The organism is Leifsonia sp. ZF2019 (genome assembly GCF_019924635.1).
GTDB lineage: Bacteria > Actinomycetota > Actinomycetes > Actinomycetales > Microbacteriaceae > Leifsonia.
Window position 1 is genome coordinate 4,078,465 of sequence record NZ_CP065037.1, and the last position, 15,786, is coordinate 4,094,250.

Here is a 15,786-nt window from a genome sequence, read left to right on the forward strand (position 1 = left end):
TCCTGGCGGCCCGCCGGGCGTAATGTCTGCATCATGAGCACCCCAGCAGACCCGGCCGACACGCCGCGCGAGGACCTCGAGGGCAGCTACACCGAGGTCGACGGCGAGGCCCCCCACGAGCGCACCGTCCACGGCCAGTACACCGAGACCGAGGACCATCCCGGGCCCGAGACCGATATCGAGGGCACCTACACGGACGTCGACGAAGCCGCCGACGCGCCGCAGGGCGAGTACACCGACACCGACGAGCCGTAGGCCGCCGACCCGCGGCCAGTGGGGCGCTTCGGAGAGACGTTCACCGGAAGAGGTGGACGTTGTCTTCGACCCAGGTGCGGAAGCTGCGGGACGGCGCGCCCGTGAGGCGCTCGTACTCGTGCGAGATGGCCGGCGTCGCGCCGACGGCTTCCCGCCAGTCCTTCACGATCTGCCGCACCCACACCTCGGGCACGTGCTGCGAGAGCAGCGCCGTGGACTCCGCCTCCGTCTGCTCGATCACCACGACCGGGCGACCGATGACCGCTCCGATCGTCTCGACCTGCTGCCGCAGCGTGAGTCGTTCGGGACCGGTGAGGACCGGCTTCTCGCCGATGAGGGCGTCGCCGGTGAGGGCGAGGACGGCGACATCGGCGATGTCCTGCTCGTGCACGGGCACCTGCACCGCCTCCGGATAGGGCAGGGGCACAGCGCTCTCCCGCTGCACGCTCCAGCTCCACCGCGCGGCGTTGCTTGCGAACCCGCCCGGACGGAGGAACGTGTACGCCGCCCCCGACTCCTCGATCGCCCGTTCGACACGCAGGAATCGGGAGCCGTTGAAGTCCTCCGCGGCGCCGGGGAACGTCACGGACGAGGACGAGAGCAGCACGACATGCCGCACCCCGGCCGCGACGAACGCCGCGACCAGCGCTTCCGGATGCTCGAGGTCCGCGTAGAGGAAGACCCGGTCGACGCCCTCCAGCGCGGCGGCGAACGACGCGGGCTCGTTCAGGTCCGCCGCGAACACCCGGACGCTCTCCGGCAGGGACAGCTTCGCCGGCGTGCGGCTCGACGCGCGCACATCCACACCCCGCTCGATCAACCCGGCGACGACCGCGCCTCCGATCGCTCCGCTCGCACCGACGACGAGTACCGCCATGACAACCTCCCGCTCAACGAACAACGTTCGCGAACAGTATTCGTCACGAATGACGTTCGTGTCAACTGATAGGCTTCCCCCATGTCCGATCACGCAGACACCCTCGGCGCCCGACGGGGACGATCAGCGAAGGCCCCCCTCACCTCCCGATCGATCGTCGAGGCAGCCCTGAGTCTGATCGAGGAGCGCGGCGCGGACGCGGTGGCCCTCCGGCACGTCGCGGAGCGGGTGGAGACCGGAGCAGCATCCCTCTACGCGTACTTCGCCGGCCGCGACGCGCTGCTCGAGCACGTGCTCGACGCCGCGTACGCGCAGGTCGAACTGGTCGAAGCGGACGGCCGGGAACGTGGGTGGCGCGAGGCGCTCGCCGACACGATCGCGAATACGATCACCACCCTGGAGCGCTACGCCGGGCTCGGCTCGGTCGCACTCGGCACGATCCCCGTGCTTCCCGGTGCGCTCAGGCTCGCCGAACACGAGCTCTCCCTCATGGAACACGGCGGCGTTCCGGGTGAGCGCGCCGCGCTGGGCGTCGACCTCATCGCGCAGTTCGCCGCCTCGTCCGCGATCGAGCGCACCGTACGCGCGAGCGGCGACCGCGGTGCCGGCGAGCGTCAGCAGGTTCTCTCGGCCTACGAGAACGCCGATCCCGAGCGCTTTCCGCGCGTGCGCCGACAGGCCGCGCTCCTCACCGGTCCCGACGAGCGGACGCGGCGCGATTTCGCCATCCGCGCGCTCATCGCGGGCATCGAACGCACCGCTCCCTGACCGGCCTAGCGGGTCGCCTTCTTGAGCTTCTTGCGCGTCTTCTTCACGTTCGGGTCGTTCCAGAACGAGCTGACCGCGCCGACGATCTGCTCGTAGCGCTCGCGGCCGGCCCGCGAGCCGAGCACATAAGCCGTGGCGATCGCGATCAGAACGAGAAAAGTCTTGAAGCGCATCCGGTCCTCCTGAGTCCGTCTGGGCCGACAGTAGACCGGAGGCCGCCGTCGCGCCACCCCGCGTCGCGCGGTGATGCGACGGCGACGGCGTCAGGCGCGCGGCAGGGAGCCGAAGCGGCGACCGCGGCCGAGCAGCAGGTAGCCGGCGACGAGGAGCGCGAGTGCGGCGGCCACTATCGGCGCGACGACGGAACCGGTGGACGCGAGCGCGTTCGACGAGCCTCCCCCTGCAGTGCCAGACCCCGGGCCGCCGGTCGCGGCCGGCAGCGTGCCGGTCGGCTGGCCGTCAGCGGTCACCTCGAACGCGAGGGTCACCGACTTCGCGCTCTGCGCGCCCGTCACGGTGATCGTGTGCTGACCGAGCTCGGTGGGGGCCGTCGCCGTGATGGTGGCCGCGCCGCCGAGCACGTCCGTGCGCGGGAGGTCGACCGGGTCGGACTGCAGGACGCCGCTCACCTGGCGGTCGCCGTTGAAGCCGACGACACCGATGCTGATCGGGTCGCCCGGCTTGACCGTGCGAGCCGGGAGCGAGACGGAGGCGCCGGCGCTCAGGGCCGCGTAGCTGCGCTCCAGCTGCAGGGCGCGCGCGATGGTGAAGAACGTGTCGGTCTGGTCGGTGAGCCCGACGACGTCGGCCGCGCCGGGGCCGTAGCCCGCCACGCGCAGCTGCGCACCCGTGTGCTGCTGCGAGCCGCCGGCCGCCGCGGTGCCGTACGCCACCTTCATGACAGTCCCGTCGGCCGTCGTGAGCGCCGTGCTGAGAGTCGCGGGCGGGGTGCTGTCCACGATCTGGCTGGTGTGCGCGTGGTCGGCCGTCACGATGACGAGCGTGTTGCCGTCCTTCTTCGCGAAGGCGAGCGCGGCCTGCACCGCCTCGTCGAGGTCGACCGTCTCACCGATCTGGCCGCAGGCGTCGGCCGAGTGGTCGCGCTTGTCGATGCTCGCCCCCTCGACCTGGAGGAAGAAGCCGTTGCTCCCGGCGGTGTCGAGGAGCGAGATCGCCTTGTTCGTCAGCGACGCCAGCGAGAGCTCCGGGGCCAGCCTGTCGGGGTTGGCGGAGCAGGTCACGGGAGCCGCGTCGGCCCCGCCGACGGTCGCCGTCGTGGAGGCATACCGGGTCGGGAAGTTGCCCGGGGTGAACACGCCGAGCAGCGGCTTGCTCTCGTCGGCCGCCGTCACGGCGGAGAGCCCGGCCGCATCGTTCACGACCTGGTAGCCGCGGTCGGCCGCCTGCTCGAAGAGGGTCTGGTCCTTCCACGCCCCGGCCTTCGCCTTCTGCGTGAAGGAGGTCGAGCCTCCGCCGAGGGTCACGTCGGCACGCGCGTCGAGCAGCTGCTCGCTGATCGAGCCGAGGCCACCCTTCTCGAGCGCGTCGGAGCCGCAGCTGGCGCTGTCGGGCCCGTAGCAGGAGCGAGCGCCCACGTGGGCGACCTCGACGGCCGGGGTCGCATCCTGGATCTCGGCGGTGCTGACGTTGCCGGTGCGGAGACCGTTGGCTCGGGCGAGCTCGAGGAGGGTCGCTTGCGGCGACCCGTCGATGTCGACCGACACGGCGTTGTCGTACGTCTTCGTGCCGGTCGCCCACGCGGTGCCGGTGGCGGCGGAGTCCGGGACGTAGTCGGGCTTGCCCTTGTTCGCGCCGTCCTTGTAGAGCGAGTACGTGGTGTACTGGCCGGTCAGCGGGAGGGCGTCGATGCCCGGGAGCATCCCGCCGGCGCCGTACTGGTAGTTGCGGGCGACCGTGATCTCGCTGTCGCCCATCCCGTCGCCGATGAGGAGGATGACGTTCTTGGCCGGACCGTTCACGATCGACTGCCGGAGCGCCGTCGTGGAGTCGTCGGGGTTGCGGGCGGCGCCGCCGTTGTCGGAGGTGGCGGCGAGCGCGGAGGCGGGGATCAGCGCGGCGGCGAGGATGCCGCCGGCGGCGGCGATCACCGCTCCGGCGCGCAGCCGGGTCAGGGCACGGGACATTGCGTGAGGTCCTTTCGCGTATCTGGTGAGGTCACCCCAGCCCAGCGAGGCGGCGTGAACCCTCCGTGAACGCGGAGAGGACGTTGTCTGAAAGATCTCTCAGTCAGCCGAGCGGCGACGGAGCGCCCGCGTCACCGCGTACAGCGGACCCTGCAGGAAGAGCAGCAGCAGCCACCAGATGCCGATCTGCGGGAACACCACCGCCAGCACCAGGGCCGCCGCCATGAGGATGTCGACGAACCAGCCGCGCGACTCGTTCATGGCCGGGCGGGCGTCCTCACGGACGAGCTCGGGAGAGCGCCGGAGGATCTCAGCGATCACCTGCATCGTGAGCGAGGCCACGAGCATGTTGCCGATGTACACCGCGTAGACGACGCCGTCGTGCTGGTTGCTGCCAGAGAGGAGGTTGGTGGTGAACGGCATGACCACGATGGCGGCCAGCCACAGGAAGTTCAGCCAGATGATCCGGGTGGTGTAGTCCGTTACCCATTCGAAGATGCGGTGGTGGTTGATCCAGAACCGGGCGATCACGACGAAGGAGATGGCGAAGGAGATCACATCCCAGTAGTGGTCGTGGTACCACGGCCCGAATCCCTCCTTCGCGGCCTGGCCCGCCTCATCCACCAGCGGCAGGATGAGCAGGGTGATCGCGATCGCGACGGTCGCGTCCGAGAAGTTGACGAGCCGGTCCAGCCCGCGCTCCGTCCTCACCACTGCCATGCGCTCATTCTGGCGCGTCGCCGAGCAGTCCGAGCTCCAGGGCACGCCGCACGGCCGAGGTCCGGTCGGAGGCGCCGAGCTTCTCGTAGGCGCGGCTGAGATAGGTCTTGACCGTCGCCTCGCCGATGAACAGCTCCGCGCCGATCGCGGCGTTGGTGCGGCCGTCGGCGGCGAGCCGCAGCACCTTGACCTCCTGGGGAGACAGGGCGGGAGGGGGCGGCGCGCCGCCGCCGCGCAGCCTGCCGAGCAGGGCGGTGGCGGCCGAGGTCGCGAGCACGGTCTCCCCCGCCGCCGCGCGCACGGAACGGGCCAGCTCGGCCGGGGCGATGTCCTTGAGCAGGTAGCCGCTGGCTCCGGCCTCGATCGCGCGCAGGATGTCCTGGTCGGTCTCGTACGTCGTCAGCACGACGACACGGGTGGCGGGGTGCGCGGCCGCGATCGCCCGGGTGGCCGCGACGCCGTCGCCGCCGGGCATCCGCAGGTCCATGAGCACGAGGTCGGGCCTGAGGGTCGCGACGAGGGCGACGGCCTCCGGACCGCTGGCGGCCTGCCCGACCACGTCGATGTCGTCGTAGCCGGTCAGCATGCCGCGGATGCCCTCCCGCACGACGGGGTGATCGTCGGCCAGGACGATGCGGATCATGCGGGCTCCTCGGTGGATGCGGACGCCGACGCGGCGCCGACGACGGCCGGCGCGGGCAGCTCGACCGTGATTCCCGTGCCGGCGCCGGGAGACGACTCCACGCTGAAGGCGCCTCCCGCCTCGCGCACACGGGCGGCCATGCCGTCGAGTCCATAGCCGTCGCGCGGGGTGTGGCGGTCGAAGCCGCGGCCGTCGTCGGTCACGCGGAGGCGAAGGGCGTCGGGCAGGTAGGCGAGCTCGACATCGACCGTGCGGGCGGCAGCGTGCTTGCGGACGTTGGACAGCGACTCCTGCAGCACGCGCAGGGCGACGACGTCGACCGCGGGCGGGGCCGGCCGGGCGTCACCATCGACCACGAAGCCCGCGCCGACCCCGGTCTCCTCCGCGAAACGGGCGACGACGCGCTCGAGCGCTTCCGGCAGCGCGGAGCCGCTGAGCCGGCCCGGCGTCATAGCGGCGATGATACGTCGTGACTCCTGGAGGTTCTCCTGCGCGGTCTCGGTCATCAGCTCCACGTGGCGGCGCGCGGCGGCGGGATCCGCATCGAGCTCCCCCTGCACGGCGTGCCCGAGCGTCACGATGCTGGTGAAGCCCTGCGCGAGGGTGTCGTGCATCTCGCGCGCGATCCGCTCCCGCTCGCTCGCGGCGCCCTGCTGCTCGGAGAGCTCGGCGATCTCCTTCTGCTGCTGGCGGAGGCGGTCGATCAGCCTCCCGCGCTCGGCGCTCTGCTTGCTCACGGCGGCGATGCGGTGGCCGAAGAAGATCGAGAAGGCGATGACGAGCAGGGTCATCGCGCCGGCGTCGACGATGGAGTCTCCGGGGAGGTCGCCGATCGCCCAGCGGACGAGGACGCCTCCCGCGTTCACCACCGTGATCGCGATCGACGCCGGAACCATCGAGAGCAGCAGGAAGAACTGGGGCGACAGCACGAAGAGGGCGACGTTGGCCCAGTCGTTCATCGAGAGGGCGACGAGGTAGCCGGCCGCGGCGAGCAGGCAGTAGCCGACGTCCCACGGGCCGTCGTCGCCGTCGCGGCGGAGCCGGACGACCAGCCAGAACAGCGGGAACAGGATGAGGATGATCGCGGCGGACGCGACCGACCTGGCGAACCCGGTGTACGGGTTCGCCAGGATGATCACGACGGTGGCGACGGTCGCGGCCGCCGAGTAGGCGATCCAGGCGCGGAGCTCGAAGAACTGCCCGTCGCGTCGTTGCTGCTGCACGGTCAGACTGTAGCCGCTCGCTCCGCCTCGGCCGCGGAGGCCTCGGCGACCGACGTGCGGCCCGCCGGATAGAGCACGCCGATCACGGCGACGACGAGCATCGCCCCGGCCATCCCCCAGAACGCCCACTGCACCGCGCCCGCGTAGTCGGAGGCGACGGCGTGCATGATCTGGTCGCGCACCGCGGTCGGCACCTTCGCGAGGGAGCCGCCGTCGCCGGAGGCCCCGCTGATGCGGTCCACCGCGCTCTGCGCGTCCGCCGCCGTTCCGCCGATCTTCTCGAAGGAGGCGGTGAGCAGGTCGGTGAGGCGCGAGGTGACGATCGTCGTGAAGACGGCCAGGCCCAGCGCGCCGCCGAAGTTCTTCATCGTCTGGGAGATCGCGGTGACCTCGCCGTAGCTCGCGCCGATCGCGCGGTTGACCGCGTCGGTCGAGACGGCGGAGAACATCAGGCCGATGCCGGCGCCGGCCACCATGATCGGCCAGGTCTGCTGGTTGAAGAACGACGTCGCGTCGAAGTCGAGGTCGGTGGCCTTCAGCGCGAGCCAGCCGAAGCCGACCGCGCCGACCAGGCCGCCCAGGAGGACCACCCCGCGCGCGCCGTTCTTGTCGAACCGCACCGAGCCGATGCGGCTGGCGACGACGAAGCCGATGAAGAACTTGAGGAACAGGAGCCCCGTCAGGCCCGCGGAGAGGCCCAGCGACACCTGCCCGTAGACGCTGAGGAAGAAGAACGTCGCGATGAAGGCCACCGACGAGAAGAGCGTGGCGAGGGTGGAGAGGGTGAAACCGCGATCGCGGAACGCGGCGAGCTGCACCAGCGGCTGGGCTGTGCGGCGCTGGAGGAGCACGAACACCACCACCAGGGCGGCGCCGGCGATCAGCGAACCGATGACGGCCGCGTTCGCCCAGCCCCAGGGGCTCGCCTGCTGCAAGCCGAAGACGATCAGCCCCATCCCGGCGGCGACGACGACCGCGCCGAGCCAGTCGATGCGTTCGTGCCGCGGGGCCGATGGACGCGCGGCGATCGCGACGATGACGAAGGCGGCGACCGCGATCGGCACATTGACCCAGAAGATCGCGCGCCACGTCCACTGCGTGAGGTAACCGCCTGCGATCGGGCCGAGCGCGGTCATCGCCCCGGTGATCGCGAAGAAGATCGCCATGGCGCGACCGCGGCTCTCGCGCGCGAAACCCTCCACGACGATGCCGATCGCGGCCGGGAACATGATCGCGCCGCTGACGCCCTGCAGGGCGCGGGCGGCGACCAGCCACGGCTCGGCGAAGTCGCCGGTTGGGGCCAGGCCGCACAGCAACGAGGTGATGCCGAAGCCGGCGATGCCGACGAGGGCCATCCGCTTGTGACCGACGACGTCGGCGACGCGGCCGCCGAGGAGGAAGAACGCGGCGGTGGTGAGCAGGTAGACGTTGACCGCCCATTGCATCCCGTCGTGGCTGAGCCCGAGGTTCTGCTGGATGGTGGGCGCGGAGAGGGCGACGATCGTCTGATCGATCGTCGTCATGGAGACGGCGAGGATGAGCCCGGCGAGGGCCAGACGGGACGAGGAGGTTGACATGCTCCCAGCCTCCCGGGCGGCGGCCCGGCGCGGCACCGGCGGCCGGGGGTCACCCGTGTCCGCCGATCGGTGGACACGGCCTCGTCCGCCGCGCGCCCACGACCCAGGAGGGGACCGCGGCCCCGCGGGACATCGGCGGTGCGGCGCACGACCGCGGACGTCCCGAAGCGCAGCGGTCGCCGGCTCAGACCGCCGCGAGCGCGCCGATCAGCTCGTCGATGGTGACGACGGCGGCCTGCTGCGCCGGGTAGACCTTCTCGGTCAGGACCCGGTGGACCTCGGGGTCGCGGTCGAAGGTGCCGTCGGAGAGGACGACGATGCGGTAGTCCTTGTCGACGCCGTCGCGGGCGGTGGACAGCACGACCCCGCTGGTGGAGATGCCGGCGAGGACGAGCGTGTCGATGCCGCGGGCCCGGAGCTGCTCGTGCAGGTCGGTGGTGCTGAAGGCGCCGTAACGGGACTTGCGCACGACGATCTCCCCGTCGGCGGGGGCGATGCGCGGGTCGACCGAGACGGCGGGGTGGTCGGGGCCGATCTCGCTCACGCGCTCCGCGGCGGCGGCGAAGCGGGAGTGGGCGGGGACGTGGGCGGCGTCCTCCTCCGAGAGGGCCACACGCACGTAGCCGATGGTGGCTCCGGCCGCGCGAGCGGCCTCCCGAGCGCACCCGAGCTCGGCGAGGAAGGCGTCGGCGTCGGGGTGGGAAGCGAGGATGGAGGGCTGCAGATCCATGAGGAGCAGCGCGGTACGGGAGGGGTCCAGCGACAGATCGTTCACATGCATAAACTACCTCGCCGCCCCATGGAATCCCTGGAAGGCTTGCATCCCCTCGCTGCCTACTGTATACAGAATACAGACCACCACAGCAGAGACTCTCAAGGAACGAGGTACTCATGTCTCGCGTCGACTCAAAGGTGAGAAGGGCGCTGGCCATCACGGCGGCCGCCGCACTGGCCCTCAGCATGGCGGCGTGCTCCGGATCGGGCGGAGGCGGCACCAAGACCGTCGTCTGGTCCACCTGGGGCACCCCCGAGGAACTGACCAGGTACAAGGAATTCGACACCCAGTTCATGAAGGAGCACCCCGACATCAAGGTCGTGCTCCAGCCGGTCGCCGACTACGGCGACTACCACACGAAGCTCCTCGCGCAGCTGGCCTCCGGCACAGCCCCCGACGTGTTCTACATCGGCGACGACAAGATCGGGCAGTTCGTCAACTCCAAGGCGCTCATGCCGCTGACGTCGCTCATGAACTCGTCGGCCAGCAAGACCAAGCCGGAGGACTTCGCGCAGGGCCTGTTCGGCGCGACGAAGAAGGGCGACGAGATCTACGCCGCCCCCAACGACTCCAACCCCGACGCCCTCTGGTACGACAAGGAGGCGCTGAAGAAGGCCGGCGTCACCGATGACCCGGCGACGCTCGCCGCCGAGGGCAAGTGGACGACCGAGGCGTTCCTCGACATGAACGCCAAGCTCCACGACGCGGGCCTCACCGGCTCGATGTTCTGGAACTACTGGTCCACCCACTACAGCTGGATCTCGTCCCAGGGCGGCAAGGCGTTCGACGACTCCGGGAAGTTCGTCGCCAACACCGACCCGACCAGCGTGAAGGCGATGGATGTGCTGGCCAAGAACTTCCAGGACGGCACGTTCGTCGTCGCCGACACCCTCCCGGAGGGCGCGGGCGCGGACAGCGTGTTCGTCACCCACAAGGCCGGCTTCTTCATCCAGGGCCGCTACACGATCGGCACGGTGAAGGCCGCGGGCGACCCCGAGAACTACGACGTCGCCCCGTGGCCGACCCCGAGCGGCAAGGCCGCGCCCACCGGCGTCGCGGTCAGCTACCTCGCCATCAACGCGAAGACCAAGAACAAGGATGCGGCGTTCGAGTTCTGGACGAACTTCCTCTCGGCCCAGGGGCAGACGTTCCGCCTCAAGGGCGGCGGCAACGCCGTCCCGTCGATCAGCGGCGGCGACTCGGTGGTGCTGGACGGCTACCCCGCGCACGCGCAGACCCTGCTCGACATGCGCGACATCGGCTTCGAGGACTACGCCACCGAGGCCTCCGTCCCCGGCCTCTCGAGCGACATCAGCGACAAGATGCTCGCGCTCTACCAGGGCAAGGCCTCCACGAAGGAGACGCTCGACGAGGTCGCGAAGATGATCGCCGACAAGACCGGCGGCAAGTGAGGCATCGAGCGTGAGCGCAGTCAGGGAAGCACTGGTCGCCCCCGAGGCCGAGACTCCTCCCGCGACGCCGGGCGGGCTCCGCAAGGAGTCCGCCTGGCGGCGTCGCGACCGCCGCTGGGGCTACGTCTTCGTCGGCCCGCAGCTGTTCGGCATGGCCCTGTTCGTCGTCGTGCCGTTCATCGCGAGCCTCGTGCTGGCGTTCGCCCAGTGGGACGGCCTGAACGACCTCAGCTGGGTCGGCTTCGACAACTTCCGCACCGAGCTGAGCGACCCGCTCTTCGGACGGTCGATCGTCAACACGCTCCTCATCGCCCTCATCACGGTGCCGATCGGGCTCGGTCTCGCCGTCGTGCTGGCGGTCGCGCTGGAGAAGCTGAAGACGCGCACGCTCTACCTCATCCTGTTCTTCGCGCCCGTCGTCACGTCGTCGGTCGCGGTGGCGATGATCTGGCAGCAGCTGTTCCGCAAGGACGGCGTGCTGAGCGGGTTCATCGCGAACGTGTTCCACACCGCCCCGCCGGACTGGCTGGGCGACCCCCACCTCGCGCTCATCGCCGTCTGCATCGTGACCATCTGGTCATCGGTCGGCCTGAACGTGATCATCTTCCTGGCGGGCCTGCAGAACATCTCGCCGGCCGTGATCGAGGCGGCCCGGCTCGACGGCGCGGGCGCGATCACCCTGTTCTTCCGCGTGCGGCTGCCGCTGCTGTCACCGATCATCTTCTTCTCGACCGTCATCGCGTTCATCAGCTCGCTACAGACGTTCGACACCGTGTTCATCCTCACCGCGAACGCGGGACCCGACAACGCGACCCGCACGATCGTCTATCACATCTACGACCTGGGCTTCGGCAAGTTCCAGTTCGGCCCGGCCAGCGCCGCGTCGATCATCCTGCTGATCATCACGCTGGTGATCACGGGCATCCAGTTCGCCGCCCAGAAGAAGTTCGTCCACTACGAGGATGGTGCCGCATGACCACGGCCACGGCCCCCACCGAATCCCCGGCCCGTATCCCCGACGCGCACCCGGGCCGCGCCGCCTCCCGCACCCGCAAGGCGCTGCTGCACGTCGTCCTGCTGCTCGGCGGCCTCGCGATGGTGTTCCCCTTCCTCTGGATGCTCATCACCTCGTTCAAGTCGCTCCCGCAGCTGCTGAACGACCCGCTGAGCGTCTGGCCGCAGCCGTTCACGCTGCAGAACTACGTAGACGCCTGGAACGACGTGCCGTTCGGACAGGCGTACTGGAACACGATCTACATCGCCGTGCTCGTCGTCGTCGGCACCCTCGTCACCGCCGCCATGGCCGGGTACGCGTTCGCGCGCATCCCGTTCCGCGGCAGCAAGGTGCTCTTCGTGCTGTTCCTGGCGACGCAGATGATCCCGATGCAGGTCACGCTCATCCCCTTCTACTTCCTGATGGCGAAGCTGGGGTGGGTGGACTCGCACCTCGCGCTGATCGTGCCCGCCGCGCTGGCGAACCCGTTCGCGGTGTTCCTCATGCGCCAGTTCGTGCTGTCCCTGCCGCGCGAGCTGGAGGAGGCGGCGCTCGTCGACGGCGCGGGCCGCTGGCGGATCTTCTGGAGCATCATCCTGCCGAACCTGAAGCCCGGCCTCGGCGCGCTCGCGATCATCGTGGCGCTGAGCACCTGGAACAACTTCCTGCTGCCACTCGTGCTGCTCAACTCGCAGGACCTGTTCACGGTCCCCCTGCTGCTGCAGAGCTTCCGCGGCCAGTACGGGTCTGTCAATTACGGGCTGATCATGGCCGCCTCGGCCATCGCGACCATCCCCATGCTGATCGCGTTCGTGATCGGCCAGCGCCGCATCCTGAACTCGATGGCGGCGTCGGGGCTGGGCGGCCGATGAGCCGCGCCGCCGCGACCGCCGCACGGGTCTCCCCGTTCCTCGACCTCGAGTCGGCGCCGTTCACCTTCCCGGGCTCGCGCATCCTGGTGCAGCGGGCCGGCGACGGGGTGACGGTGCGGCTGGCCGAGTACGAGCGACGGCTGGAGGACTGCGTGCTCGTGCGCACCCTGCGCGTTCTCGGACCGTCCGGCCGCGCGGCCGCCGTGACCGCCGTGACCGCCGACCGCATCGAGTTCGGGGAGGCCGGAGTCACGCTGACCTTCGATGGCTCGGACGCCCTCAGCCTGGGCGGCGACGGCACGGTCGCCTGGTCGGCCGAGCTCGACCTCCCGTTCGCACCGGCCGTGCGGACGTCCTCCGCGTTGCGCATCGCCGTGACTCCGGCCTCCACAGAGCTCCGGCCGGACGCCCGATTCGTGGCACAGGTCTCGGAGCATCCCGACGCCGAGGGACATGCGCGGGCGCTCGATGAGACGGCGCGGGTGTGGGATGCGTGGTTCGAGCGCACCCCTGCCGTGCGCGAGGACCTCGCCGACATGACCGCCTTCTGCTGGTGGGTGCTCGGCGCCAACATCGTGTCGCTGCCCGGCCGCGGCGCCCGGGCCGTCGTGCCGTCGAAGATCGGGTACGTCGGTCTGTGGCAGTGGGACGCCTACTTCATCGCCTCCGGCCTCCGCCACGGCGACCCCGAGCTCGCCCGCGAGCAGCTGGAGCTCGCCTTCGCGTTCCCGACGGCCGACGGACAGCTGCCGGACGTCGTCCACGACGAGGGTGTGCTCGCCTCCAGCGACGACCTCCCGCCCGGCGACCGCGAGAACCTGCGCCGCGCCGGTTCCGCCATCGCCGATCCGTCCGCGCCCATCCCGCTGACCAAGCCGCCCCTCGCCGCCTGGGCGCTGCGCCGCCTGGAGGACTTCGTCGACGACCCGGCCTGGTTCGACACCGCCTGGGCGACCGTCGCGCGCAGCCAGGACTGGTGGTTCGCGCACTCCGACCTCGACGGCGACGGGATGCCCGAGTACGGCCACCCCTATTCCTCCGGCCTCGACGACAGCCCCGTCTTCGACGCCGAGCTGCCCGTGGCCTCCCCCGACCTCGCGGCCTACCTGATCGTGCAGGACGACCTGCTGGCGACCCGCGCGCGGTCCGTCGGCGACGCCGCGGGTGCCGCCCGGCATGCCACCCGCTCGGCGCGCACCCTGGAGCTGCTGGAGGGGATGTGGGACGACTCGGCCGGGTTCTTCCGCTCGGCGGGCGCCGGGACGCCGGTCGATGCGGAGGCGGTGGTCTCCCTGCTGCCCCTGCTCACGGGCCGACTTCCGGGCCGCTACGTCACCGGTATCCTCGCCGCGTTGGACGACCCGGACCGGTTCGCGTCGACCTGGACCGTGCCCACCGTGGCGCGCCGCGACCCGTCATATTCCGACGAGCGCATGTGGCGCGGCCCGGTATGGGTGAACGTCAACGCGCTGCTGGCCGAGGGGCTCGCCGTGTCGGGGCAGGCCGAGCGTGCGCGCGAGCTGATCGAGCAGACGCTGCGGCTCGTGATCCACGGCGGCGGGCCGCACGAGTACTTCAACCCGGCGACGGGCGAGAAGGCGCGCACGGCCACGACCGCGTTCGGGTGGTCGGCGGCGCTGTTCGTGGATCTGGCGGTGGGGGTGTCGCGGTAGCGCTCTACCTGCGACCTCGCTCGCCTTCGGTCGCCGGCGCGCTCCCCTCACGAGAAGGCGAACTAAAGCGTACCCACGTGGTCACGCCCACGAGGAGCGCGAGGAGCGCCGCGACGATCATCCCTGCTACCGATCCTTGGATTGCGGAGAAGACCCCGAACCAGATGAGTATCGCGCCGAACATCGCGCTGGCAAGGACGACCGCCACCGAGCCCGGCCGCCTGAGCGAGGCCTGCTCGAACGAGATGAGACCCACCAGTGCCAGCCACAGCGCCAACGCGAGTCCACCGGGCAGTACGACGAGCACCAAGCTCGCGAAGACCCAGCCCCAGACGACGTGGCTCGCATCAGTGAGCGCCACTTCCAGGAGTCCTGCGCCCTGGTACACGAGAGTGCTCAGAAGCCCAACCAGCACCGCGAACACCAGCAGCTTCCTGCGCACGATCGCCCCTCCCGCCCTGTTCGGACACCGTCTCGATGAGCCGAGACACGTTCAGCTCGCTACGTCGATCTCTCCACGCCGCTCAGCGGGTTCGTCCACGACGGCTGCACGACCATCACGAGACGACTCCCATCGGGCTCGAGCGAAAACGCCGCGCACGATCAGGATGCCGGCAAGGGCGCCAACCGCCGCTCCGTACGCGGTACCCCACCACACGGCGGTCGTCCACAGCCGTCCGAAGACTACTGCGAAGCATCCCCCCGCCACGACGGCGTAGCCGGCGACGATGAGCGTCTCGGCTATCGCCCCTGTCCGATGTGATCGGAGGGCGGTGGCAGGTACCACCCACCCGTAGAATCCGAGGATCGCTCCCGCCGCAAGCGCAGCCGGAATCGTCCAAGCGATAAGGAACGCCAGGTAGAAGCCGCTGAACAGCGGCTCCGTCAGGCCGAGGGACGGGATCATCGCGATCAGGTGCCCTGCCACCGCGGAGACGAAGGTGAACGAAATGGACATCCAGAATGGATGGGGCCGCGACGGAATCCGGATCACCTCCATTTGATGGTTGAACGAAGAGTATCCGGTTTGTCATCGATGGGGGTGTCGCGCTAGAGCTCCGGCTGTGGCAGTCTCGGAACCTGACCACGACGGTCGGCCGCGGTGAGGGGGACTCGAGACTATCCCTTCCTCGTCTCGCCCGGCGGGCCCGGCTGGGGCACGTCGCGCTCCGGATGCTTGGCCCGGGCGTCGATCAGAAGGCCGCCGCCGGAATCTGCTACCGGTCGTGGATCCTCTGGACGCCCGTGGATTGCGTAGTCGCGGAGAACCAGACGATCGCGGCACCCGAGAGCCAGATCGCGATCGCCAAACCGCCCCACGACGTCGCCGGAGTAGCCAACAGGGCTTTGTAAAGTGATGCGACAACCGCGAACCCCAACCCCAGGGCGAGCACTGCCAGAGCTGCCAGCAACGCCCTTCCGCGAAGCCCACTGGTATAGCGGCGTACCCGACCGTACATACTGACTCGGCCACGAAGCGGGATCAACGAACGGCCTCCCCATCGAACCAACGCATCAGCAAACACCGCCACCGAATAGACGACCGCACAGAGAGCAGCTATCAGACCAACCGTTGCATTTTGCAGCTCCGGCACCGCAAATGCTGCTGACCCTACCGTTGCGCATCCTACTATCAGGGAGATCCCAACCGCTCGCCATGAACGCTCCGAGCGATTCCAAACTCTAGCCAAATGCACCTCCTCGACCCGATTCCATGCGCTTGGTTGCCGGCGTTTGAACGGTACATCGTACAGACGGCGAGCACCGGGAAGGGTGGTAGGAACTCATCTCAACGCCCAGGTGTAGGTGCCTCCTGCACCGATGTAGAGGCCGAGACCCAGTCCCCCCGAAAC

16 protein-coding genes are annotated in these 15,786 nt (G+C 69.9%); 6 read left to right on the forward strand and 10 right to left on the reverse strand.

Annotated elements, in window-relative coordinates; all coding sequences use genetic code 11:
• Positions 1-33 precede the first annotated feature (33 nt).
• Positions 34-255, forward strand: a complete 222-nt coding sequence (locus IT072_RS19840) for a hypothetical protein (protein WP_223358558.1) — start codon at positions 34-36, stop codon at positions 253-255.
• Between the two features lie 40 nt (positions 256-295).
• On the opposite strand, the gene IT072_RS19845 is transcribed toward IT072_RS19840, so the two are convergent.
• Positions 296-1,132, reverse strand: coding sequence for an SDR family oxidoreductase (locus IT072_RS19845; RefSeq protein WP_223358559.1), 837 nt, complete (start codon positions 1,130-1,132; stop codon positions 296-298).
• Between the two features lie 81 nt (positions 1,133-1,213).
• On the opposite strand from IT072_RS19845, the gene IT072_RS19850 reads away from it, so the two are divergent.
• Entirely contained in the window at positions 1,214-1,900 is a 687-nt protein-coding gene (locus IT072_RS19850; RefSeq protein ID WP_223358560.1) for a TetR/AcrR family transcriptional regulator, read from the forward strand.
• A gap of 5 nt (positions 1,901-1,905) precedes the next feature.
• Here the strand turns inward: IT072_RS19850 and IT072_RS19855 are convergent, their stop codons facing one another.
• The 7 genes from IT072_RS19855 to IT072_RS19885 form a co-directional block, all read right to left on the reverse strand.
• Positions 1,906-2,073 carry a hypothetical protein gene (locus IT072_RS19855; protein WP_223358561.1) on the reverse strand — a complete coding sequence of 56 codons (168 nt, stop codon included), beginning with the start codon at positions 2,071-2,073 and terminating at the stop codon, positions 1,906-1,908.
• A gap of 90 nt (positions 2,074-2,163) precedes the next feature.
• A complete protein-coding gene (gene phoA / locus IT072_RS19860; protein WP_223358562.1) occupies positions 2,164-4,044 on the reverse strand; it encodes an alkaline phosphatase in 1,881 nt (626 codons plus the stop codon).
• Between the two features lie 99 nt (positions 4,045-4,143).
• On the reverse strand, positions 4,144-4,764 hold the full coding sequence (locus tag IT072_RS19865) for a TMEM175 family protein (protein ID WP_223358563.1): 621 nt from the start codon (positions 4,762-4,764) through the stop codon (positions 4,144-4,146).
• A gap of 4 nt (positions 4,765-4,768) precedes the next feature.
• Positions 4,769-5,407 (reverse strand): response regulator transcription factor, encoded by a 639-nt coding sequence (locus IT072_RS19870; RefSeq protein WP_223358564.1) that lies wholly within the window; start codon positions 5,405-5,407, stop codon positions 4,769-4,771.
• Positions 5,404-6,630 (reverse strand): sensor histidine kinase, encoded by a 1,227-nt coding sequence (locus IT072_RS19875; protein WP_223358565.1) that lies wholly within the window; start codon positions 6,628-6,630, stop codon positions 5,404-5,406. Before IT072_RS19875 ends, IT072_RS19870 begins: the two co-directional genes overlap by 4 nt.
• A gap of 2 nt (positions 6,631-6,632) precedes the next feature.
• Positions 6,633-8,207: an MFS transporter gene (locus IT072_RS19880; protein WP_223358566.1), complete on the reverse strand. Its 1,575-nt coding sequence runs from the start codon at positions 8,205-8,207 to the stop codon at positions 6,633-6,635.
• Positions 8,208-8,391: 184 nt separating this feature from the next.
• Complete coding sequence (locus tag IT072_RS19885; protein ID WP_223358567.1) at positions 8,392-8,982, reverse strand: cysteine hydrolase family protein; 591 nt, start codon at positions 8,980-8,982, stop codon at positions 8,392-8,394.
• Positions 8,983-9,098: 116 nt separating this feature from the next.
• Here IT072_RS19885 and IT072_RS19890 point away from each other — a divergent pair, with 116 nt between their 5' ends.
• From IT072_RS19890 to IT072_RS19905, 4 genes are read left to right on the forward strand one after another with little or no spacing between them, the layout of a single operon-like run.
• Complete coding sequence (locus IT072_RS19890) at positions 9,099-10,394, forward strand: ABC transporter substrate-binding protein (protein ID WP_223358568.1); 1,296 nt, start codon at positions 9,099-9,101, stop codon at positions 10,392-10,394.
• A 10-nt stretch (positions 10,395-10,404) separates the two neighbouring features.
• Complete coding sequence (locus IT072_RS19895) at positions 10,405-11,370, forward strand: carbohydrate ABC transporter permease (RefSeq protein ID WP_223358569.1); 966 nt, start codon at positions 10,405-10,407, stop codon at positions 11,368-11,370.
• Positions 11,367-12,260, forward strand: coding sequence for a carbohydrate ABC transporter permease (locus tag IT072_RS19900; RefSeq protein ID WP_223358570.1), 894 nt, complete (start codon positions 11,367-11,369; stop codon positions 12,258-12,260). The genes IT072_RS19895 and IT072_RS19900 overlap by 4 nt, the downstream gene beginning before the upstream one ends.
• Entirely contained in the window at positions 12,257-13,933 is a 1,677-nt protein-coding gene (locus IT072_RS19905; RefSeq protein WP_223358571.1) for an amylo-alpha-1,6-glucosidase, read from the forward strand. Before IT072_RS19900 ends, IT072_RS19905 begins: the two co-directional genes overlap by 4 nt.
• Before the next feature lie 4 nt (positions 13,934-13,937).
• On the opposite strand, the gene IT072_RS19910 is transcribed toward IT072_RS19905, so the two are convergent.
• Both IT072_RS19910 and IT072_RS19915 read right to left on the reverse strand, forming a co-directional pair.
• Complete coding sequence (locus IT072_RS19910; protein ID WP_223358572.1) at positions 13,938-14,375, reverse strand: hypothetical protein; 438 nt, start codon at positions 14,373-14,375, stop codon at positions 13,938-13,940.
• A gap of 51 nt (positions 14,376-14,426) precedes the next feature.
• On the reverse strand, positions 14,427-14,891 hold the full coding sequence (locus IT072_RS19915) for a hypothetical protein (RefSeq protein WP_223358573.1): 465 nt from the start codon (positions 14,889-14,891) through the stop codon (positions 14,427-14,429).
• Positions 14,892-15,786: the final 895 nt, after the last annotated feature.

Bases quoted from the DNA above. Each gene is read 5' to 3' on its own strand.
- IT072_RS19840 (WP_223358558.1), top strand. From the start codon at position 34: ATGAGCACCCCAGCAGACCCGGCCGACACGCCGCGCGAGGACCTCGAG.
- IT072_RS19845 (WP_223358559.1), bottom strand. From the start codon at position 1,132: ATGGCGGTACTCGTCGTCGGTGCGAGCGGAGCGATCGGAGGCGCGGTC.
- IT072_RS19850 (WP_223358560.1), top strand. From the start codon at position 1,214: ATGTCCGATCACGCAGACACCCTCGGCGCCCGACGGGGACGATCAGCG.
- IT072_RS19855 (WP_223358561.1), bottom strand. From the start codon at position 2,073: ATGCGCTTCAAGACTTTTCTCGTTCTGATCGCGATCGCCACGGCTTAT.
- phoA (WP_223358562.1), bottom strand. From the start codon at position 4,044: ATGTCCCGTGCCCTGACCCGGCTGCGCGCCGGAGCGGTGATCGCCGCC.
- IT072_RS19865 (WP_223358563.1), bottom strand. From the start codon at position 4,764: ATGGCAGTGGTGAGGACGGAGCGCGGGCTGGACCGGCTCGTCAACTTC.
- IT072_RS19870 (WP_223358564.1), bottom strand. From the start codon at position 5,407: ATGATCCGCATCGTCCTGGCCGACGATCACCCCGTCGTGCGGGAGGGC.
- IT072_RS19880 (WP_223358566.1), bottom strand. From the start codon at position 8,207: ATGTCAACCTCCTCGTCCCGTCTGGCCCTCGCCGGGCTCATCCTCGCC.
- IT072_RS19890 (WP_223358568.1), top strand. From the start codon at position 9,099: ATGTCTCGCGTCGACTCAAAGGTGAGAAGGGCGCTGGCCATCACGGCG.
- IT072_RS19900 (WP_223358570.1), top strand. From the start codon at position 11,367: ATGACCACGGCCACGGCCCCCACCGAATCCCCGGCCCGTATCCCCGAC.
- IT072_RS19905 (WP_223358571.1), top strand. From the start codon at position 12,257: ATGAGCCGCGCCGCCGCGACCGCCGCACGGGTCTCCCCGTTCCTCGAC.
- IT072_RS19915 (WP_223358573.1), bottom strand. From the start codon at position 14,891: ATGTCCATTTCGTTCACCTTCGTCTCCGCGGTGGCAGGGCACCTGATC.